Below are 20694 nucleotides of genomic sequence, written 5' to 3'. Positions count from 1 at the left end.
TGTTTTATGACTCCCCTCGAAGGAGTGAGAGTTGTTGAGAACGGGCTCCACCTAGCTGGCCCCTACTGCGGCAGGCTCCTTGCGGAGCTGGGCGCTGAGGTGATAAAAGTGGAACCGCCCTCTGGAGAGTCCAACAGGAGGACTGCCCCGGCCCTGGGAGAGGACTCGCTCCTTTTTCACTACTATAACGCTGGAAAGAAGTCCGTTGTCATTGATCTGAAGGCAAATGAAGGTAAGGAGCTGATGTATAGTTTGATACGCGTAAGTGACGTGTTCGTGACAAACTACAGACCGTCCGCCCTGAGGCGGTTAGGGCTTGACTACGAGAAGTTGAAGAGTGTGAACCAGAAACTAATATACACGTCAATAAGTGGCTACGGAACCCAAGGTGAGCTCGGAGATCTGCCAGGCTACGATCCATTGGCTCAAGCTGAAACTGGACTAATGATAGCAAACTCCCCCGATGGAGCACCTAAGGTCAACGCCATGTCACTGGATTACGCGGCAGCCTCCATAGCTGCCTTGGCTACGGTGGCAGCCCTTCTGAGAAGGGAGAAGACGGGCGAGGGCGAGTTCATAGATATAGCCTTATACGACGTGGGAGTAATGTACGTTTTTCCATGGATAGCTTTTGAAATTTCAGGTCTTCTGCGCAACGTAAGGGGCAGCCGTCTCATGGTCTTCGCTCCCTACAACGTATATAAGACGGCCGATGGATATGTTATGATAGCTATCGGAGAAGACGAACAGTGGAAGAGGTTCATTAAACTGATCGGAAGAGACGACTTGATGAACGATCCTAGGCTGAACACAGTTAGGGAGAGGGTTAGGAACTACGACTTGGTGGACGATGTTGTAGGGAGCTGGGCAATCCAAATCCCTTCTAGGGAAGTGGTGAGGATCGTTTTAGAAGCAGGAGGAGCCGCAGCTGAAGTGAAGAGGCCTATTAGCGTTTTGAACGATCGGTTTGCGACGAAGAGAAATATGGTGTGGAAGGCCGATACTCCGGTGGGACAGATTCCTATACCTGGTTCTGCGATAAAATTGGGTCGAGACTCCCCGCCTCCCCTAGGGAGGGCACCTACCTTGGGGGAACATACGGCCGAAGTCCTCGCAGGACTTGGTCTATCTCGCGATGAAATATCACTCCTTGAGAAGAGGGGAGTGATTTCACTGGGAAAAGGTAGTATTAAGTAGGGCCTCAAATTACATCTAGGAGTTTCTTTATTGCCCTCCTTATTGTGATTGATATTGCCATTTTGCTTGTATCGTACTCGTCAGCTAACGACTCCAGTCCCACTTTCCTTGGGAGATCGAAGTATCCCATCAATTTAGCAGACCTAATTATTTCCCTTTCATGTGGAGTTAAAAGCAGGCTGACAACGCCCTCCAACCTCTTCCTATAAATCGAGTTTCGATCTGCTGGAAAACGGCTTAATCTTAGAATCGAGACATCAGGTCTTTCTCTAAGCCTCCTGATAATTTGGTCTCCTGAAATCCCATCGGATACGAAGTTGTAAACTTCCACGCCACCATTCAACAGGGCCGTCATGTCCAAAACCCCCTCAAGGTCTATGAATTCCATGACCACCGTAAACTCCGGTAGCACCGTCATTTCTACTAAGTATGTGCTCGAATCGACCTTCAGTACGTCGCTACTTGTGATGTAGTCTGAAGAACGAAGTAACTTCACAAGCCTGTAGATTCCCTCTCCTTTAGTCTTAGCTAATCTCCTGGCCGCTATTGTTCCCCTCCTCTCCTTCACGTTGAGGAGGACGTCAGCATAACCCTCAGGAGCACGGTATCCCCAACAACCTCTATGTTTCAATTCCACTTTGTACTCCCAGACGCCCCCTGGGATGTCAGGAAGATCCCTCAAAATAGATCAATATGTTGTAGAATCCACCATTATATTTTTTTGTGGAGAAGGGGGTTAGGAAACTTACAGACTGGAGGGTTGAGGGGGCAGAAAGCCTCGTCTCTTGAGGCGTAGATGGACAGCCCCCTCATATTTAGATGAGCTTCTCTCAAATTTCCTCTGATGACCAGGAGGGCCAAAGCGATCGGAGCCGCGATCTCGACGGAGGTCCCCCCCGAGCCTCTCCTAGTCCTCGTGAACGACTACGTTGTAGCGACGCGTTTCACCCTGTCCTGGTTGAAGGAGAACGTGATGAACCCGGAAGATGGTGGGGTATTGGGGAAAGTACACGAGGAGTTGTACAAGAGGTTGAGGGAGGAATTCAACCTACCTTCAAAGGTCGCTGAGGACTTCCACCGGGACGCACTCTCGGTGTACAAGGGTTGGTACGAGGACCGCAGGAGGGGTCGGCTCCCCTCGTGTACAAGCCCACGGTAAGGTCGACGCCCAGGGGGAGCTATAAACTAGATTTAGAGAAGATCACCGTCAGGATCGCTGAAGTCGGCGAGCTCCCGATCTCGGACCCGAGGAACTCGAGCAGTACGCTAGCTTAAAGACGAGGTAGGCCAGACTCCTAGTTCAGGATAGGAAGACCTTCCTCAAGCCTTCGATAGGGGAAGGTAACCCGAGTCGGGCGTCCCCGTAGAAGTGAATGTGGCTGAGGTGGTGGGGAAGGACGACACCCAATACGTTAGGATACCCACGCGCCTCGAGGAGGCTCGTCACTGGAAGTCCTTGGCTGAGAAGTTGCGAGGGAAGTATTCCAGGAGGGGGAACAAAGGAATCCTTCGAAGGGCCCTCTCATTTCACGAGAAGGCCAGGAGGATCGCGGAAGACTTCGCCAGGAAAGGAGAAGCGAGTCGTGGAGGAGGCAGTGAGGATGGGCGCCAACGTCATCAAACTGAAGGACCTCAAGAACCTAATCAAGGACGTGTGTAAACTACCCAGGAGGAGTTCACTGCCTTAGTACTCATGGCCATCCTCACCACGTTGATAGGCGCACCTTTGTTTAAGAGATTCGTCACACGGTTAAGATAGAGAACTAGTCTGAGCACTCCCACGACGTGTTTTACCCTCTAACCTCCACCGTCCTGTGAAAAGATCACTTCTCTTTTACTCAACTCCTCCGCAATCCTTATCAGATCCTCAGGTCCGAGGCTCAGGTCACCATATCCATCAGGTGGTCTCCCCCTGAGGCTCACAAACCCCACCTTCTCACTCGCCCCGCCCACCTTCTTCAACCCGTCGGAGGCCTCACCTCTGGTTATCTCGCCCATCTTGGCCTCAAAGGCCCACACCACTCTTCTTCCCTTCACTATCACCTCGTCTTTATCCTCCTTGGGGGAGTTATGGAGGATCCCTCCAAAGTACCTCGCTGACATCTCCCCCACACTGAACTGTACCTCCCTACCTATGGGAAGTTCACTCACCTTGGATTCCCTTTCGGTCACCAAGTACTTACTCTCAGCATAAAGGATCAAGGGGACGGGAGGAGACCTTGTAATAGTTCTCCCTTCCTAGGGTGGGTATCTTCTCCACGAGTCCCATCTTCACTAGTCTATTCAATAATGAGGTTACGGTTGCTTCCCCACCCATGGGTTGTATTATCCCAGAGATCTCCCTGCTTCTCCACACTCCCCTAGGAGCAGAAGTACCTTATAGTACAGGTAGGTCAGTTGCCTCTCCCCCCTTGAACACCTCCCCTATGAGACCCTTGGCTATTAATACAAACTCCTTCACCCTATCGACTATCTCCCAGTAGCTGTCCACGAAGGGGATCACCCACGGGTCCCTGAATATGGCTAAGAGGAGGGGTCCCTCAACTGACTCAACACATCCTCGGGGGTACCCCAAAACAAGGTGTACAAAAGTGGTGGAAAAAGTGGTAAAAATGAATGGTAATATTAAAGGCAAGGAGGAGGGTGATATCATGAAGGAGGAGTTAGCTCAGGAGATGCTCAGGGAGTTCAAGGGAAGCGGAGTCAAGGACGTCCTGAAGGAATTGGTGGAGAAGACGCTCCAGGGGATCCTCCATATTAGAAATTAAGGTAATTGCGGTTAAAAAAAAAAAACAGGATCGATCAACTACATGTACTCAACCAACCTGAACCTCTCCGCCTCCGAGATCCTAAGGGAGTGGAAGATCAGGTGAAACATCGAGAAGTTCCGCCGCGATCTCAAGTCGATAGGACTTGAGGACACCTCGTTCAAGATGAAGGACAAACTTGAGGGTTTTGCGTTCCTTCACGCCATTATCGCTTGGATCGTGAGGAACGCAATGGAGAGGCTCTGAATCTTGAGCATGGAGGAATTACATGAATTCTTTGAACATTGTTTACACATTTACGGTGGATTACTTAACATTGTAAAGGAGAAGATGAGTTTTACGTAATTCACGTAAAATTCAGGAAAGTGTTGTTTAAGGATGATCGACGGCAGGAAGTGTGGTTCTAGTGGGGTCCACGACGGCTTACCTGGAGTCACAGGAGGTGTGGTGGAGCTACACCCGAGCCGTCTCCTCGGATAATTCCCCTCGGTCGTCCCCGTGTGAGACACTGAGATCCGTCTTAAACTATCCCACCTCTTCACGGAGGGACTCCCAAGCCCAAAGGTCTACCGAAGTGTCACGTTCCCCCGTACGAACCCGTCACGATCCGATCCCAGGATCTGGCGTCCAGATCAAACTCGTCCGTCTCAAGATGATCTAACAACCCTAAGGACACCACTTCATCAAAGGTAGAACCGTCCATATCATGGGGGTCCAGGGTTCCCTACCGAGCCCCACGTTTTCATGGCCCCATCGGATCCTCTAACTTGTCAACTAATTGACAGAATCATCATCCAACTTGCCAGTACTTAGGCGAACTTTAAATAAAACTTGTCAGTAAACGAACAATATGTCCTGATAACACAGATGAGCTTTCCAAGCATCCTAGAAGGAATTGAAAGGTGGATGTAGGAGCGTGTACAACTGGTGTGAAATTTAAATAAAATAGGGTAGCGTTGACGAAGTAAAACCCCCACACCTCTCACCTCGACTGTCCCCCCCAAACCCCTCAAAGTGAGGTTAACCCATACGAAGCTACGTCCTTTGCGATTTCACCGAACTTGAGCACACCTGGGTTGAAAGAAACGACGAGGGAGGTGTTCGATGTGTTCGCGTTTCCTCGATAATACACAGGGATCAGAACTGGTTGAAGGCGACTCCAGCTAACGTTACCTAACGTAAGCGATGCATGGTGACGAGGAAGCGAAAGCGAGGGAATTAGTATGAATAGGTGTTTGAAATAAATTTAATGGAAAAATAGAAATAATCACAAACGTTACGAGCATAACCCTCAGGTAAACTCGATGGGACCTACCTGACCGACTTCCGGTCTAGGGGATGTGCAAATTTATCATCTTGATACAGAGATAATATAATTATCCCCTTCCTGTAGCTAAAGGAAATACGAGCCTTGGGAGGGGGCTAAGCGGGTCTGTTAACTACGACCTACGCCGAGTCCTCTATCTCACGCGTAGGGATAGAGGATCACGTACCCTAGGGGTAAAGTTTCCTCCCCCCCCCTGCAGATCCCACCTATGCCCCTCCATTCAAAGGCATCGGCCCTAACGCGAACTCCACCGTGATGGAGGATAGCCCTGTCCAACTCATCTCGATTTCACAATCCAGGCACGCTGACCTAGATCTTCAAAAAACTTTAATCTAAGAGAAAAACAGTGCTTTAGCGTTACGAATAAAGCCTTATGCCTTTTAACGAGGATAAGTAGTATTGCTCATGGTGAAATTCATTAAAGGTTTAACAATACAAACACCAGCGAGGACTGTGAGCGAAGCGGATATCGTTCTCTTTGCCGGCCTCAGCGGAGATTACCACCCCGCTCACACCAACGAAGTCTACGCCAAGGAACAGGAGTTTCTTGGAGGGAGGGTGGCCCACGGACTTCTGACCTTGGCCATTTCAGAAGGCCTATTTGTAAGGAGCGGTGTGATCGACTGGGAAAAAGAGCCGTTAGTTTCTCTAGGCTTTAATGACGTACGCTTTCCAAATCCAGTGAGACCGGGTGACACCATCAGGTCTACATTTTCTGTTACCGATGTTAGAGAGAGTAAGAGTAGGCCAGGGTGGTTAGTTGTAACGTTGAAGGGTGAAACAAAGAACCAGAAAGGGGAGATTGTGTGTAGCTACGAACACGTGATATTAGTTAAGTCCGAAGGGGAGAAGCCAGGCTGAGAAAGCGCGTCTTTACTTGTAAAGTATCCGCTTTAAGTATAAGGAATTTTATAAACAGTTTGGATGTAAAGATGGGTGAAGAAAAACCGGTCGAGCAGAGAAAAGGGAAAATAACGAGGTACCAATGGTTTATCTTCGCCGTCGCGTTGTTGGGGTGGACAATGGCTTCCTTTGACCTGAATCTATATTCAATAAATTTACCTCTAATAGCCGCTGATCTTCACCTCTCCGCTGTAACGTCTGGAATACTAACATCAGTTATATTCGCAGGAGCAACTGCTGTGATATGGGGACTGGGGCCCCTCTTAGACCTCCACGGAAGGAAAACGATATGGCAGATCAGTCTACTATTTACTGCCCTCTTTACCGGTTTCACCATCCTAGTTGCAAACGCCGTCGAGCTAGGGATCGTTAGGGTACTTTCTGACGGTTTCTCATACATCGAGTTCCCAACGGGTCTAACGATAGCCAACGAGGAGTTCCCCGCTACTCATAGAGGAAGCATGTATGGTTGGGTGCAAGGAGGTTTCCCTCTCGGCTACTTTGTGGCCATAGCGGTCTCCCTTGCGGTAGTGCCTCTCTATGGTTGGAGGGTTGCTTTCCTCGTGGGGATAGTTCCAATTCTAGTCGTTCTTATCCTGAGGAGATGGGTTAAAGAGCCGGAGAGGAGCAAGGTAACCCTGCAAGTGAGAAAGCTCCTGAAAGAGGGAAAGAGGCATGAGGCCGAGGAGCTCATAAAGAGGTATAAGGTCGATCTCTCCCAGGTCACTAAGTTTCCATACAGGCAAATGTTCACTGACCCCAAGTTGAAGAAACACACGGTAATCACTACAGTGGCCGAGTTTTTCCACGAACTAGCGACTCCCGCCCTCTTCTTCTTCACCTCTTACGTTCTAGTGAATTACAAGCACCTCCCCTACACCACTGCCTACGAAATCCTCCTTATTGCCACGTTCTTGGGTTTCTTGGGTTACGGTATAATGGGTCACGTGGGACAGAGGATATCTAGGAAGTGGGGAAGCGCCTTGATAGGAATTATAGGTGGAGTTGCCGTGATCTTTTTCGCACTTTCCCACGGGTTCCTGGATACAGTGATCACAACGGTAATCTTCTATCCGGCGGTCCTTTCGTGGAACGGCACGTGGTGGGTGTACATAGCTGAAACGTACCCCACCAGGGCCAGGGGAACTGCAGATTCCTGGCAAACCGGACTTAACGACTTCGCGTGGATAGTTGGTAGTGCGATATATGGTTTTGTCCTAGAGGCCCTCGGGTTCACTCTAACGTACATAGTGTTGGGAGCTGTTCCCGTACTTTTAGGTGCAATAATAATAGCTGCCCTTGGAAAGGGAGTGCCCCCCACGGCCGAGTTGGAGGAAATTGCTTACTGAGGTGATGGGATGGAACGTGGTTTTTCCCTCTTGGACCTAGGATCGAACTACCACAGGAGGTCCCTGCTAGTTCAGGATGGAGGCGATGAAATGGTGAAGGTACCTCTGGTGGCGGTAGTCGCGAGAGTCAGGGATCTCGTCGTATTATTCGACACAGGACCCGACGTCTCTAAGGGATATCCAATAATGAAACAACTCAACACGACGCAGAGCCAGTCCCAGAGGCTGGAGTCGCAACTTTCACTATTGAGCCTCAGGCCAGAGGACGTGGACGTCGTCGTCGTGTCTCACCTTCACTACGATCATGCGGGAGGGATAGCTAAGTTCAAGAACGTCCCGGTGCTGATACAAGGCCCGGAGCTTGATTATGCCTACAGACCGGATTGGTTTTACGAGGGAACGTACTGCAGGCCAGACTTCGACCTACCTGACGTCGATTTTGAGAGGCTTTCAGGAGATTACGAGATAGACTATGGTCTGAGAGTGATTTCCATACCAGGACACACTCCCGGAACACAGGGACTCTACGTGGAGACCGAGTCCGGTTCTAGGGTCATATTCGTAAGCGATGCCATATACACTAGGGACAATTTTCAGCCGGTAAAGAGGAAACAGGGACTAGATTGGAACACCGCCACTTGGGGAAGCTCGGTTGATAAGGTGAAACTTATGGCTCGCCTAAGGAAGGCGGAAATATATCCGGGACACGATCCAGCGTTCTACGCTGAGAAGAAATTCTCCCCCTTCGTCTATAAGTAATCCTGTGGCAGACCGTAGGCTTATCTTAACTGGGGTTTAAGTGGCCTAAAAACGAAAAGGGGGCTTCACATTTAATACTTCCTTAGACAGCAGTAAATCAATGTCAGTCACTAACGAAGTAAGCGTCACTGAGTCGCCTCGGTCGAAGGGAAGATTAGAGAGGCGCACCTACGCCTCAACCGGCGTCCCTCATGGGGTAAAAGGGAGTCTAGTTTCTGGAACTGAGCGGCCCTCGGTGCCCGTGGAGCTCGACCCTCAACCTTTCAAACAAGGCAATGGGGTGGAGAGCCTTCTCCGTCAACCCGATGTAGTTCGCTTCGTAGAGTGTTGGTGAGTCTGAATGAACGCCGGAGAGAAGCTAAGGAAGAGACTTAAAGCGACTCCGATACTAGTGGCCCCAGGAGTTTACGATTCCCTCTCAGCTCTCCTAGTGGAGAGGGCCGGCTTCGAGGCCGCGTATGTGAGCGGAGCCAGCATATCGTACACGTCACTCGGACTACCTGACCTAGGTTTCGTTGGACTGGAAGACGTGTCTAGGGTGGTGGAAAGGATATCGAAGGTGGTCAGTCTACCCCTAATAGTCGACGCGGACACCGGCTACGGAAACGACCTCAACGTCAGACGCACCGTGAAGGTCCTCGAGGCTGCTGGAGCTGACGCCGTACAGTTGGAGGACCAGGTGTTCCCTAAGAAGTGTGGCCACCTGGAGGGGAAGGAAGTAGTAGAGGAGAGGGAGATGCTCATGAAGATCAGGGCAGCCGTCGTAGCTAGGAGGGACGCACTGATCGTGGCTAGGACGGACGCGTTAACTGTCCTCGGCGTGGAAGAGGCCGTGCGCAGAGCCAATCTCTACTTAGAGGCTGGAGCAGACGTGGCCTTCGTCGAGTCCCCGAGGACCTTGGAGGAGTTGTCCGTGATTGGTAGGTCTGTGAGGGGAATGAAGATGGCCAATATGGTCGAAGGAGGCAAGACTCCGTTGGTTCCAGCCAGGAAACTGGAGGAGATGGGATTTCAACTAGTAATTTTCCCTGGGGCCGCAGTCAGGACGTTGGTTAGGGCACTGACCGAAATGTTGTCTGCTCTAAAGGCCGACGGCACAACCGAAGGGTATCTTACAAGAATGGTGACGTTCTCCGAGCTTCAGAAGATCCTAGGCGGGGTCTGAAAGCTCCACTGGCCTCTTGAGGAACTCCCCCTCCTCGCGTCACTGAACTCCCCCGAGTCGAACACGATCTCCCCGCGAAGGACGGTGGTAGTTGGCCATCCTCTCAATTCCATCCCCTCATAAGGCGTGAAGTCTTGGGCCGAGTGCAACGCGTCCGCCCTGACCCTGCGCGTCGTGTTAAGGTCCACGATAACGAGGTCGCCGTCGAACCCAGGAAGGAGATCTCCCTTCCTCCCATACAGTCCGTGAAACTTCGCGGGGGAGGACGTAACCAGTTCGACCAGCCTAGTGAGCGGCACTCCCCTCCTCAACCCTTCGGTGAGCAGTGAAGGAACCATCAGCTCCGTCGCACCGAATCCGTTCTCCGCCGTCCATAGCTCTCCTCCTTTCCTCGACTGTTCGATCGCCGCGTGATCGCTAGCGACAGTCTGTATTGAGCCAGAGACCAAGCCCTCCCACAGGGCTTCCCTATCCCTATCTGACCTTATGGGCGGGTTGACCTTTCCTAGCACTCCTGCCTTAGAATTGGTGGTGAGAGTCAGGTGGGATGAGGTCACCTCCGCCATCACATCTAGCCCAGGCCACCACCTGCGAACCTCCTCGATAGTCCTGAGCGCAGTTTCGCTGCTCACGTGGAGCACATTGATTGGACAGCCCGTGGCTCGGGCCATCTCAGCTGCCTGTAAAATGGCCACCCTCTCCCCCTCAGGTGGTCTAGCTGCACTGTATGCCTCGAGGGCGTTAAGTATCCCTCTGGAGAACTCCTCCTTAGCCTCCTCCAGGTGCACCCTTATCACTTCCGCGTCCTCTGCGTGGACGCTCAGCCTCGGCTGGTGCGGTGTCTTACCTCCCTTCAGGGACGAAATCCTCTTCATTATAGTGAAGAGGTGTCCCCCATCGTAGGGATCCTTGGATAGGAGGTATTCCTCCTCGACGCTTCCTTTCCTGTACTCGCTTCTCAGATTTAGGCCCTTGTAGAACATGTAAAACTTGAAGGTAGAGACCCCAAGCTTAAAGAGAGTCTCTATCTCCTCTACATGTTTCCTCGTTATGGGTGCTATGTTAAATCCGTAGTCCACGTAGAAGTTGCCTTTACTCATTTCCACTAGCCTCGGGAAGAGCGAACTGTAGTCCTCAGAAATGTTGAGGTAGTTCCTCCCTGTCCTGAAGTAGCTCAGGATCGTGGTAACGCCCCCAGCTATAGCACTCATCGACTCCGTTCTAGCGTCCTCCTGGAAGGGCCTGTAGATCCCCACGTGAAAGTGGGTGTCAAGAACCCCTGGTAGGACTAGCTTGCCCGACGCATCTACGTTGACGTGCCCAGCGCCTAAGTTCCTGCCCACTGCCGCGATCTTCCCTTCATTAATTCCAACCTCTCCATCGACTACAGTCCTCCCGGGGAGGACCAGTTTTCCGTTTTTCACAAGTAGGTCGAACACGGGAGAGAACGTGCAGGGTGTTCGTAAAAAGACTTACCTGTCACTACCAGAACCTACGCTGGCCGAAAAAGACAAGTAAATTAGGCTGAACTACAATTGCCCAACCGTGGACAAAGAAGAACTTCTCAAGTCAATTAAGGAGAGTAGGGGGTTCGTGGAAGATTTCCACGAAGTCCTCGCGTCAAGGGACCCCGAACTCTTAGAGTCTTGGTCGGAAGTGTGGTCGCGCGCGTTCAAGTTCACCTCCCTTGACAGTAAGACCGTCTCGCTCATACGGATGGCCGTGGTTTCCGCCTTAAGGCACGAGAAGGCCATAGAGCACTCCATGGATCAGGCCGTGGCTGCAGGTGCCACACCGGAAGAGATCCTTGATGCGATAAAAGTCGCCTTCATCTTCACAGGCGTTCCTACGCTCGTTACCGCACTCTCGATATACAAAAGGAAATTTGGAGTATGAAAGAGTACTCTTTTAAATTCCTTTACACTAGAATCAAATAATGGAGAAGTATCACAAATACGTCGTCTCCACGTTTGTGGGGGTGATGCTCATGACTATGGACTTCGAGCTTTTCTTGGGGGCCATCCCAGCTCTCATTCCCTTGTTTCACCTCTCCTTAGGCGAGATCACTGTAATAACTGACGTCTCTTTCTTCGTCTCTGCGGTGGCCGCTTTCGCCTTCGGAGCTTTAGCGGACACGCTTGGTAGGAAACCCCTCTTCATGGTGACGGTCCTACTCTATTCTCTAGGGTCTCTGTTCACGGCGTTTTCGAGTACATTGGGTACCTTAATATTCTCTAGGTCCGTGACGTCTCTAGGAACGGGGCCAGATGAACCGCTCGGTTTCACTATAACCAGCGAGACTACACCTCCAGAGAGGAGGGGGCTCATGCTCACAGTAATAGCTATAGCCTTTCCTCTAGGACAGGCGCTAGGTGCCGCACTGATATATCTCTTCACCTTAGGGCACGTCTATCTTCCGTACGTGTTCTTGGTGGGTGTAGCTCCAGCGCTAATACTGCTGCTACTCAGGAAGACCTTGGACGAAACAGACAGGTTCCTAGACCTGAGAAGGGCTAGAGAGGCCGCGAAGAAAGGTGCTGGCGTCTCCACAAAGTACGAGGCCGACTTATCGAAGGCCGTCAAGAACCCGTTCTCCCAGATGTTTCAAGCGGACCTCAGGAGGAAGAGCGTCCTAATGGCAATCTACACGGTGATAGCTGCGGGCTCGGTCGCGGTCACCCTGATATCGTTGCCGGTGTACTATACAACCGTCAAACACCTCAGCTTCGTCGACACGATCCTCTACGAGTTCATCTCCTTCGCCATCGCGGCCGTGGGGTACGCCATAGTGGGGATGCTCGGGAACAAGTTGAGCAGAAGGAACGTGTTGGTGGTTTTCCTCCTACTTTCCGTGTTATCCTTCGTCGGGATAATTGAGGCACCTTCACCATCCCTAGTCCTCACCTTCAACGTCCTCTTCGTGTTCTTCCTTTTTTCCCAGTGGGCAGCGTGGCCGTTCTACTTAAACGAGATGTATCCGACGCGAGTTAGAGCTACCGCCAGTAACTTCGGCTACGGCTTTCAATGGTTGGGGAACATAGTGTTGCCTAGTGCCGTGACGCTCCTCCTGACCTCTTACGGGGCTACGGCGTCAGGTTGGGCCCTCACACTTACAGAGGTGGTGTTAGTGCCGCTACTTTTGGCAGCTCTAGTGGTGTCGTTTCTACCTAAGGACAATCCGCTCAATGTTTTGGAGAAGAACGCCATCTAATAATTTTTTACTACATATTTTATTTACTTTCAACTACTTCGTTCGATGTCGATGGGCTGTGTTATCTCTATCTCATTAACTTACGACAACTTTTTACTCGAAATTTTGAGTTTAATGAACTATTTCGTAAAGTCACCGTTTAGTTACGAGTTCCGATGCCAGTCTTCCTCCTACGACACCAAGTATTGAGCACTCGCCGTCTTATAACTCGTGTTCACCGTCTTAGTGGTCCCCTTGAAGCGAATCGGCCTATCCATCAAGGAGGAGTTAAAGGACTCGAGGTTAACAGGTGAAACCCACAAAGGTTGTCCAACCGGAAGTACAAGCTGTAAACCGCTTACCTACCACCACTCTAAGGAAGATGCCCCTACGCCGTCGCTAACAGTTACCAATAAATCGTGAAATTTATATACCTTATGCCCAAAGTATTTTGAAAGCTTGCTACCACATGTGGATGAATTTTCCCGAAAGGTAGCAAGATGTTACACGAGATGTGCGGGTTTCCCCACATCCATGAACGGGTGTGGGTTGGGGTTACCCCGCTAAAGGGACGGAGAGGGATGAACGGGGCAATGCCCCGCGACTCCGGTGAAGTCCAAGGGCTGAGAATTGGATACAATTTCATGAAAATTCAATGAAGCCCGAACCCCAAGAGAAGTATAGAAGAATTGTTGAAGAGCCTCTCGTACAAAGCCCTGTATTCTCGCACAAGCCAGGATCCTATCGACGACCTCAGCAACTACCTCGCCGTCGACCCCTTTTTCTGAACTCGACTACTCTTTCATTCGTTTTGACTCTCGACCCAGTGAAAACGGTACCTAGAGGCAAGTTCAAACTCCTCGATACGGCCCTCATACCATTAGCGTCCATATTCAAGCATGCTTCCAAACTTCCATAGGGAGATGGAGTGCGTGGGAAACGAAAGTCCTCTTTCACGACACCCCTTAACGCCGCTGACCTCACCGCACTTCACCCCGAGGTCTGCCCTAGGAGAGGCAGGTCCTGAGGAGGGGCTTCCTGTCCGTGATTTACCTCGCCCTTACTGACGGTAAATCCCTCCGACGAGGATTTACTACTGCTTTCAGGAACTTGCTACACACTCCCTCAGAAAATGGAATGTGTAGCAGTCCCCTGTCCATGGGCTCTAAGGGCAGTCCAAACCCAGCAAGAATATTCAGAGAAGCATTGTAGTCCCTATCTACTGTTCAACCACACTTGGGGCGTCCGAAAACATGACCCGCTAATCCGACCTCCTTCAGGTCTTGGAGTGAACGCAAGAGACTACCACAACATTCATTTACTTCTAGGGGTAGAAGTTACTTCTAGGGGTAGAAGTTGATCTTCGATCCGGTACCTAAGGAGTCTAGAAAGGATTTCTTTGATCGGGAGGAGGAGATAGAGAAAATTAAGTCCCTATCTTCACCCATAACTTTAGTTCTAGGACTCAGAAGGACAGGTAAGTCCTCGGTAATTCGAATAGCTTTGAGTGAACTCGACCTCCCCTACGTTTACGTAGATCTAAGGAAGTTTGAGGAGAAAGGCTACATATCTTATAGGGATTTGGTCTTGGAATTACAAAGGGAGATAAATAGATTGATCAGAAAATTTCCGAATATAATCGATTTCTTTGAACGGATAGAAGGAGTGAAGATCATGGGTAACGAAGTCAAATTGAAGTGGGGAGGAAACGGGAGGGTGAAAATCTCCTCTTTGCTGGAATCCATAAACGATTGGACTGAAAATAAGGCAATAATAACTATCGACGAGGCACAGGAATTGCTTAACTTAAGGGGAGCTAACTTATTACCAGCCTTCGCGTATTCTTTTGATAATCTGAATAAAATTAAGATAATATTAAGCGGTTCCAAAATGGGTTTGCTCTACAGGTACCTAAGCGAAGACGACCCTAAGTCCCCTCTCTATGGAAGGGCGATGAACGAGATCGAACTACAACCTTTTGATGCAGAGAAGAGCAAGGAATTTTTACAATCTGGTTTTAAACAATTAAATATTAATTTTAATGAATTTAATATAATTTATGAAAAATTAGGGGGGATACCAGGATGGCTCACCTACTTTGGGTATTATTACTATGAAGAAAGGGATTTGAACAAGGCGTTATCTAAAACGATAAGTACCGCGATCGAGTTGATAAGGGAGGAGTTCGACAACTTCCTCAAGACTAGGGCCATAGCTACGGGTAGGTACTTAACCGTCATGAAAACGGTGACTAACTGCGCCACCTGGAGTGAGATAAAGAGAGCGTTAGAGGCGAGGGAGGGTATAGAAGTGAGTGATTCCGAAATCTACAATTACCTAAACCAATTAACTGATTCGTCTTGGATAGTCAAGGAGGAGGGAAGGGGTTACTGTCCATCAGACCCCCTAATAAGTAAGGTATTTTCGCTTTCGAGATAGATATTGATATAAATTTTAACATAGAAATGGTCGTAGAACTACAAGCAATTCCACCTCTTGAGTATCCTCATCCTGGAGGTGGGGCGTTGTCTTCCCCCGATCACCTCGCGCTGACGTCCTTTGGACTTACGCTCCTCAGGAAACCCAGTCTTCCATCGTTAATTGTTCATTATTACCTTAACGACCCGATCTCCTAGTCTGTAGGCGATAGATCGTTCAACGAAGCGAGGAAATGTGTTCTGGATGGAGCGTAAGTGACGACCGTAACTCGTTTCTGTCGGAAAACCGTTGTCGTTTCATCGGTTAACCAGAGGTCCTCGCATCGAGAGACTAGTGAGGTTCCAGAGCACTACCAAGGTCGTGGGCGGGAGTTTAGATACCGTCGACGTATTCCTTACCGTTCAATTAAGGGAACTCTTCGACTTACCCCAGCAGACGCCAGCCCCTCACCTTCACCTCTTACCTCCGAAAGCCTCTACGAAGTCGTCCCTTAGGGTGAACCCCAGCCCCGGCCTGTTGGGAAGGACGATGTGGCCGTCGTCGTACTCTATTCTCTCCTTGAACAAGTTGTCTCTGAGTTCGTTCCTTCTCAGGTGGGTCTCCAACCACTCTGTCCCTAACGCTGCGGCCACGTGGGCGTTGGCCACGAGGGAGACGCCGGAGGCGGAGTAGTGTGGTATGACTGGGTAGCCCAGCGTCTTTGCCAGCGCCCCTATCTTCATCACCTCCGACACCCCTCCTGACCACATGACGTCGGGCTGGACCACGTCCACGGCCCCTGTCCTCATTATCTCGTAGAACTCCCACCTCGTGAATGCAGTCTCGTACCCCGCCACTGGAACCTGAAGCTCTCTGGCCAGCGAGGCGCTCCTCTCGATCAGGTCTGTCTGGATGGGCTCCTCGAAGAACCACGCCCCGAACTGCTCTAGTCTCCTCCCCATCTTGAGGGCCTCGTCGTAGGTGTATACGTTGTTGGCGTCTACCGCCACGTTGATTCCCTCTCCTACTACCTCCCTGACGGTCTTTAGCCTCTTCATGTCCTGTTCTGGAGACGCTCCTCCTATCTTCACCTTCACTCCCTTGAAACCTGCCTTCACGTAAGAGGCGACCTCTTCGCTCAGTCTCTCTAGGTCCTTGTGCTGCGAGTAGTACCCTCCCGTGACGTAGCACCTCACCCTGTCCTGAGAGGCACCGAGCAGTTTGTAGAGAGGCTTCCCAGCCTTTTTACCCATTACGTCCCAGAGGGCGGTGTCTAGTCCGCTCAACGCAGCTACGGCGATCCCCCTCCTGCCGTACCTCAAGGTCGCTCTGTACACTTTGTTCCAGAGGCCCTCAATGTGTTCCTCGTCCTCCTCCTTCACTAGGGAGGTAACCGTAGTATCCAGCAGGGCCTTCACCGACTCCGCGCACCCGTATCCAAGGGACTCTCCCACTCCCACATACCCGTCCGACGTCTCCACCTGAACCAGCACCACCTCCATCGGGTGCTCCGCGAACGCCTTTACGGCCAGCGCGTCCCGTTCGTCGTTTATACCCTCGTACCTGAGGATGTAGGACTCCAGCCTCTTGATCATCTTAACCTTGATTTCTTCTAGCGTACGGTTAAAAACCGTGTTAGTTTACAGGTTAAGGAAACTCGACGATTCAAAAGGCCTCCGCGTAAGACTCGGCCACCTTCTTCATGGCTTTCCTGAGGATCTGGAGAACCGCGGTCCTGGTCACGCCTAGCTCCGAGGCCAGCTCAGCCAGGCCGACCTCTCGAGGCCACTCGAAGTAACCCCTTCTCACAGCGAGCCTCAGGACCTCCTCTTCCCTCGAAGTGAGTCTCCCTTTGGCGGACAGGAGTGGATCGAACTCCCTCCTGAACACTCTGAGCTCTTCTGCCACCGTCCTTATAGTCGGCACCACTTCCCTCACTTTGGCGGAGTCTAGGAGGACGTCCCACCTCTCCCTCCCTTCGCTTATGTTCTCGACGCAGTAGTACGCCCCCAGGGAGAGGAGCCTCTCTAGAATCCCTCCCCTGAGCTTGACCTCCATGGTGAATGTAGCCCTCAATTCCCCCTCCCCCTCACCACGTCCACCAACTCCACTCTGAAAGTTCGAGGCCTTGAGCGCATGGCCCTCACTAGGTAGTTTAAGACCCTTGGTTCCTTGGTCGTCACCTCCCCTATTACGTACTCCCTATCTAGGTCAGGTGAGGCCAACCTACTTCGCATCACCACCCTGAGTTCGTCCCTACTGTACTTCTCGGTCACCAGACTCCAGTCGTCGTGACTCAAGATCATCGTGATTCCCGTTGGAGCCATGGGGTATTGAACTGCTTAATGAATTTAAACTTTCTCAACACAGTGTGGCAAGGGGACGTGAGGACATCCTGCCCTCTGACGGGTTCCTCAATCATCGATTGGGTGAACTCTAGAGAGACGAGGTCTCCAAAGCGTAGGTCCTCCGACCAACGAGAGATCTCGCGTAGATGTAGTCGCGAGCTATGTGTACCGCTTTTGTGCGGTTTCTCGTTAGACCTAGAGAAGTTAGGTCTAGAGAGGCCGCTTAGTTCAAGTGGGTCTCTCTTCGCTCATAGACGTATAATGCTCGCCTGAAAGCCGTAACTAAGTCTCCTCCACACGACTGACGGGGGCTCTACACCTAGCTTACGGAGGGCCCCAACGCCCTCCGTACTTGAGTCGAATCCCCCGATTTAGATCACGGAGTTAACACCTGTCTCCCTCCCACCACGCGGCCGGAGTCGAGGTCTAACAACGCCTCGTTGGCCTCCTCCAGGTTCCTCCTGACCACGAAAGGCATCAGCTTACCTTCGGCCATCAACCGCACCACGTCTGACATGTCGTTCATTGTGCCGTAGTTCGATCCGAGGAGTTTCCTGTTCCATACCGCAGTCTCAAACGTTGGAAGAGAGACGTTTCTACCCTCCATACCTACTAACACTATGGCGCCATCTATGCTTATGAGTGAGGAGAGTAACTTAGTTGTCTCCTCAGTTCCCACTAGGTCTATTGCCGCAGCTGCCCCCTCCCCACCGCTGAGCCTTCTCACTTCTTCAATCGCCTCACTCGGCGAGAAAGCGTGGTCCGCCCCAGCCTTCAGCGCCAACTCCCTGTGGACTTCGGACCTAGAGATGGCCACCACGACGGACGTGGGAGCCAGCACCTTAAGCAGCTGGACCGTGTACGGTCCTATTCCGCCTATTCCGTTTACTACCACCACTGACCCGACCCATAGGTATGGTAAGGTCATCCTTACTGCTCCCATCGAAGTAGTCCCGGCGTCGGCGAGGGGAGCCGCGTCCACCGGACTGACGTCCCCCAACTTGACCAACCACCTGTGGCTTGGAACGACGACGTGCTCGGCGAAACCACCGTCGGTAGTCTGTCCGGGTATGACCTGGTGAGGGCAAATGTTGTACAGTCCTCTCCTGCAGAACCTGCAAGTTCCGTCCGTCCAGGCCGAGTAGACGAGAACTCCCTCTCCCTTCTTCAGGCCTGTTACCGCCTCCCCGAAGTCCTCCACGGTTCCCGCGATCTCGTGCCCAAGGACTAGCGGTAGATGGAACCCCGGCTTGGCCTCCGTTCCCTTCCATATTCTCAGATCCGTCCTACACACCCCTGCGCCCCTAACTCTCACGATCACCTCCTCTCCTTTAGGTTCTGGCACCTCCCAACTCTCCAGTGAGAGGGGGGAACTGAATCTCCCAAGGACCATCCTCCTGGACTTCACAGCAGTCGAACCTCCGGCAGGTTAAAAAGGAGAGAGCCCAACCCGTTAATCACACTCCCTTCCCTCCGCCTCCCAAAGCAGCCAGGCCCCTTATGAAGTACCTGCCTAGGAAGATGAAGATCAGGAGCGGTATCACGCTTGCGAGAGTGGCGACCGCGAAGGTGTCGTTGTAGAGAGTCCCGTAGCCGCCGGTGTAGGACTCCACGGTGATTGGAACTAGCTTCATTGAAGGCGTAGTCGTTAGGACGAGGGGAATGAAGAAGTTGTTCCAACTCAATATGAACACGAATATGAGGGTCGAGACGAAGGCGGGCACGGTGAGAGGTAGAACTACCCTCCAGAATATCTTGAGGTCGCTGGCTCCATCCATTTTGGCGGCCTCTATGATCTGCTTTGGAACCACCGCGATGAAAATAGACATCAGGAGGGCCCCCGTGGGGACGAAGAATATCATATATGCCAACACTAGGCCTAGGTAGGTGTTGAGCAGGTTGAGCGAGACTATGAATCTGGTCAGCGGTATTATGGTGGCCTGGTAGGGAATGAAGGTGGCCAGGGCTATCACTGAGAAGAGGAAGTCGCTCACCGCGGCGGAGAACCTACTGTTGGCGTACGTCAGGGCGTAGAAGAAATAGGCACCCATGGCTCCTAAGAAGGCTGAGAGGGCCGTAACTGGCACCGAGACGATCAGGCTGTTGATTATAGGCCCCTCTAGCTGAGGCCAAACGGAGGTGTAGGCCTGCAAGGTGGGAACTGCTGGCGGTAGCAACACGGGCGTTGAAATTGCCCCTTGGTTGGTCTTGAAACCGTTTATCACCATCGAGTAGAAAGGAACCAACCACATCGCAGACACCAGCACCAGTCCGACTTGCTGCAGTGTCGCTCTCACCACCGGACTGACGCTCACTTCCTCACCCACCTCCTTATTGCGAACAGGGCGTACGGTATTATCACGGCCGTCGCAATGACGACTATCACCGTCGAGGTGGCCGCGGACCTGGCGAAGAACTCTGTGGTGGCGAGGTAATACATGTAGACAACTGAGGTCTGGAGGAAAACGTTAGTCGGGCCCCCCGCCAGTATGTAGGGCAGACTGAATATCCTGAAGGAAAAGAGGAAGAGGAGGGCCGTGGAGACCACGAAGGCGTTGAGGGAGTTGGGAACGAGGATCCTGAAGAGTATCTTCCCTCCCCAGGCACCGTCTAGCCTAGCCGCCTCCACCACTGACCGGTCTATGTTCATGTATCCCGCCAAGTAAAACAGCGTTGGAATTCCAGCGTACGCCCAGATGGCCACGACCATGAGGCTGGGGAACATTGTGGAGGTGGACGCCAGCCAGGGGAACCTTGGGAGGCCGATCGCAGTTAGGACCCAATCCACCCCTAGGTTTATGTTGTAGAGCCAGAGCCACACTATCCCGTTCACGGCCATAGAGACGGCCAGCGGAAGGATGAGAACGGAGAGGTAGACCGACCTAGCGACGTTTGACCTCAGAAAGTAAAGTAGTCCAGCGAACAAAATTCCCAATGCGTTTCCCGCAGCCACCACGACTACCGAGAGCTCCAACGAATGAACCAGGGAGTTGGCGAAGAACTGTTGTTTGAAGAGTTCCGAGAAGGTGTTGAAACCGACTAGGGAGTAACTGGGGTTCAAGAACGACCAGTTCGTGAACGATATGTACACGTTCCATCCCACGAGGTATATTAGGATGGCCGAGAAGACGAAGGTGGGCACCACCAGGACGATACTACTCCTCTGCATCGCCACCATCGGCTCAGGAAGACTAAAATCACTTACCTTAACTGGTTAAGTTACGTTCGTGAGGATTTCCGCCGGTCTCTCCTCCATTTAGTTAATAGGTT

At 51.6% G+C, this 20694-nt stretch carries 21 protein-coding genes and 3 pseudogenes; 12 read left to right on the top strand and 12 right to left on the bottom strand.

From position 1 onward, the window contains the following. The first annotated feature begins 6 nt into the window (after nt 1–6). The gene (locus HS1genome_RS09895; RefSeq protein ID WP_126450871.1) at nt 7–1197 is read left to right on the top strand and encodes a CaiB/BaiF CoA transferase family protein; all 1191 of its coding nucleotides are present in this window, start codon (nt 7–9) and stop codon (nt 1195–1197) included. A gap of 4 nt (nt 1198–1201) precedes the next feature. Here the strand turns inward: HS1genome_RS09895 and HS1genome_RS09890 are convergent, their stop codons facing one another. Next, nucleotides 1202–1879 (bottom strand): helix-turn-helix domain-containing protein, encoded by a 678-nt coding sequence (locus HS1genome_RS09890; protein WP_126450869.1) that lies wholly within the window; start codon nt 1877–1879, stop codon nt 1202–1204. Nucleotides 1880–2041: 162 nt separating this feature from the next. On the opposite strand from HS1genome_RS09890, the pseudogene HS1genome_RS12865 reads away from it, so the two are divergent. Beyond that, nucleotides 2042–2867 (top strand): annotated as a pseudogene (locus tag HS1genome_RS12865) (RNA-guided endonuclease TnpB family protein); the annotation flags it as partial. Between the two features lie 127 nt (nt 2868–2994). Here the strand turns inward: HS1genome_RS12865 and HS1genome_RS09875 are convergent. The 3 genes from HS1genome_RS09875 to HS1genome_RS09870 are packed head-to-tail and all read right to left on the bottom strand — an operon-like array spanning nt 2995 to nt 3772. After that, the gene (locus tag HS1genome_RS09875; protein WP_229768288.1) at nt 2995–3399 is read right to left on the bottom strand and encodes a hypothetical protein; all 405 of its coding nucleotides are present in this window, start codon (nt 3397–3399) and stop codon (nt 2995–2997) included. Further along, the gene (locus tag HS1genome_RS12860) at nt 3383–3553 is read right to left on the bottom strand and encodes a hypothetical protein (RefSeq protein ID WP_229768289.1); all 171 of its coding nucleotides are present in this window, start codon (nt 3551–3553) and stop codon (nt 3383–3385) included. The genes HS1genome_RS09875 and HS1genome_RS12860 overlap by 17 nt, the downstream gene beginning before the upstream one ends. Nucleotides 3554–3574: 21 nt before the next feature. Continuing rightward, the gene (locus HS1genome_RS09870; RefSeq protein WP_126450867.1) at nt 3575–3772 is read right to left on the bottom strand and encodes a hypothetical protein; all 198 of its coding nucleotides are present in this window, start codon (nt 3770–3772) and stop codon (nt 3575–3577) included. 16 nt (nt 3773–3788) lie between these two features. On the opposite strand from HS1genome_RS09870, the gene HS1genome_RS12125 reads away from it, so the two are divergent. The 6 genes from HS1genome_RS12125 (at nt 3789) to HS1genome_RS09845 (ending at nt 9468) form a co-directional block, all read left to right on the top strand. Continuing rightward, a complete protein-coding gene (locus HS1genome_RS12125) occupies nt 3789–3965 on the top strand; it encodes a hypothetical protein (protein ID WP_158613791.1) in 177 nt (58 codons plus the stop codon). Between the two features lie 108 nt (nt 3966–4073). Continuing rightward, complete coding sequence (locus HS1genome_RS13375; protein WP_126451405.1) at nt 4074–4211, top strand: hypothetical protein; 138 nt, start codon at nt 4074–4076, stop codon at nt 4209–4211. Between the two features lie 1486 nt (nt 4212–5697). Further along, nucleotides 5698–6153, top strand: a complete 456-nt coding sequence (locus tag HS1genome_RS09860) for a MaoC family dehydratase (RefSeq protein WP_126450865.1) — start codon at nt 5698–5700, stop codon at nt 6151–6153. A gap of 71 nt (nt 6154–6224) precedes the next feature. Then, nucleotides 6225–7544, top strand: a complete 1320-nt coding sequence (locus HS1genome_RS09855) for an MFS transporter (protein WP_126450863.1) — start codon at nt 6225–6227, stop codon at nt 7542–7544. A 9-nt stretch (nt 7545–7553) separates the two neighbouring features. Further along, complete coding sequence (locus HS1genome_RS09850) at nt 7554–8303, top strand: N-acyl homoserine lactonase family protein (RefSeq protein WP_126450861.1); 750 nt, start codon at nt 7554–7556, stop codon at nt 8301–8303. Nucleotides 8304–8643: 340 nt separating this feature from the next. After that, the gene (locus tag HS1genome_RS09845; protein ID WP_126450859.1) at nt 8644–9468 is read left to right on the top strand and encodes an isocitrate lyase/PEP mutase family protein; all 825 of its coding nucleotides are present in this window, start codon (nt 8644–8646) and stop codon (nt 9466–9468) included. On the opposite strand, the gene HS1genome_RS09840 is transcribed toward HS1genome_RS09845, so the two are convergent. After that, entirely contained in the window at nt 9444–10907 is a 1464-nt protein-coding gene (locus tag HS1genome_RS09840; protein WP_126450858.1) for a dihydroorotase, read from the bottom strand. The two genes, HS1genome_RS09845 and HS1genome_RS09840, sit on opposite strands and share 25 nt — an antisense overlap. 106 nt (nt 10908–11013) lie before the next feature. Here HS1genome_RS09840 and HS1genome_RS09835 point away from each other — a divergent pair, with 106 nt between their 5' ends. From HS1genome_RS09835 to HS1genome_RS12855, 3 genes and pseudogenes are all read left to right on the top strand, one after another. Beyond that, nucleotides 11014–11364 carry a carboxymuconolactone decarboxylase family protein gene (locus HS1genome_RS09835; protein WP_158613790.1) on the top strand — a complete coding sequence of 117 codons (351 nt, stop codon included), beginning with the start codon at nt 11014–11016 and terminating at the stop codon, nt 11362–11364. A gap of 40 nt (nt 11365–11404) precedes the next feature. Next, on the top strand, nt 11405–12679 hold the full coding sequence (locus tag HS1genome_RS09830; RefSeq protein ID WP_126450854.1) for an MFS transporter: 1275 nt from the start codon (nt 11405–11407) through the stop codon (nt 12677–12679). A 488-nt stretch (nt 12680–13167) separates the two neighbouring features. Beyond that, nucleotides 13168–13317: pseudogene (locus tag HS1genome_RS12855) on the top strand (RNA-guided endonuclease TnpB family protein); the annotation flags it as partial. A 390-nt stretch (nt 13318–13707) separates the two neighbouring features. Here HS1genome_RS12855 and HS1genome_RS09820 read toward each other — a convergent pair. After that, nucleotides 13708–13935 (bottom strand): annotated as a pseudogene (locus tag HS1genome_RS09820) (RNA-guided endonuclease InsQ/TnpB family protein); the annotation flags it as partial. Between the two features lie 79 nt (nt 13936–14014). Between HS1genome_RS09820 and HS1genome_RS09815 the strand changes: the two are divergent. Beyond that, entirely contained in the window at nt 14015–15097 is a 1083-nt protein-coding gene (locus HS1genome_RS09815) for an AAA family ATPase (protein ID WP_126450852.1), read from the top strand. Nucleotides 15098–15549: 452 nt separating this feature from the next. On the opposite strand, the gene HS1genome_RS09810 is transcribed toward HS1genome_RS09815, so the two are convergent. The 6 genes from HS1genome_RS09810 to glcT all read right to left on the bottom strand — a co-directional run bounded on the left by HS1genome_RS09810 (nt 15550) and on the right by glcT (nt 20593). Then, the gene (locus HS1genome_RS09810) at nt 15550–16671 is read right to left on the bottom strand and encodes a mandelate racemase/muconate lactonizing enzyme family protein (RefSeq protein WP_126450850.1); all 1122 of its coding nucleotides are present in this window, start codon (nt 16669–16671) and stop codon (nt 15550–15552) included. 70 nt (nt 16672–16741) lie between these two features. Beyond that, nucleotides 16742–17152: a helix-turn-helix domain-containing protein gene (locus HS1genome_RS09805; protein WP_126450848.1), complete on the bottom strand. Its 411-nt coding sequence runs from the start codon at nt 17150–17152 to the stop codon at nt 16742–16744. Further along, nucleotides 17149–17403 (bottom strand): hypothetical protein, encoded by a 255-nt coding sequence (locus HS1genome_RS09800; RefSeq protein ID WP_126450846.1) that lies wholly within the window; start codon nt 17401–17403, stop codon nt 17149–17151. Before HS1genome_RS09800 ends, HS1genome_RS09805 begins: the two co-directional genes overlap by 4 nt. Before the next feature lie 397 nt (nt 17404–17800). Further along, on the bottom strand, nt 17801–18832 hold the full coding sequence (locus HS1genome_RS09795) for an NAD(P)-dependent alcohol dehydrogenase (protein WP_229768255.1): 1032 nt from the start codon (nt 18830–18832) through the stop codon (nt 17801–17803). A gap of 49 nt (nt 18833–18881) precedes the next feature. Beyond that, on the bottom strand, nt 18882–19751 hold the full coding sequence (glcU, locus tag HS1genome_RS09790) for a glucose ABC transporter permease GlcU (RefSeq protein WP_229768256.1): 870 nt from the start codon (nt 19749–19751) through the stop codon (nt 18882–18884). Continuing rightward, nucleotides 19736–20593, bottom strand: a complete 858-nt coding sequence (glcT, locus tag HS1genome_RS09785) for a glucose ABC transporter permease GlcT (RefSeq protein ID WP_126450844.1) — start codon at nt 20591–20593, stop codon at nt 19736–19738. The genes glcU and glcT overlap by 16 nt, the downstream gene beginning before the upstream one ends. Nucleotides 20594–20694 lie beyond the last annotated feature (101 nt).

The organism is Sulfodiicoccus acidiphilus, from assembly GCF_003967175.1.
In the GTDB taxonomy this organism is placed as follows: Archaea; Thermoproteota; Thermoprotei_A; order Sulfolobales; family Sulfolobaceae; genus Sulfodiicoccus; species Sulfodiicoccus acidiphilus.
The sequence above is the reverse complement of the archived record's forward strand: the minus strand, read 5'-3'. Positions and strand labels throughout refer to the sequence as shown.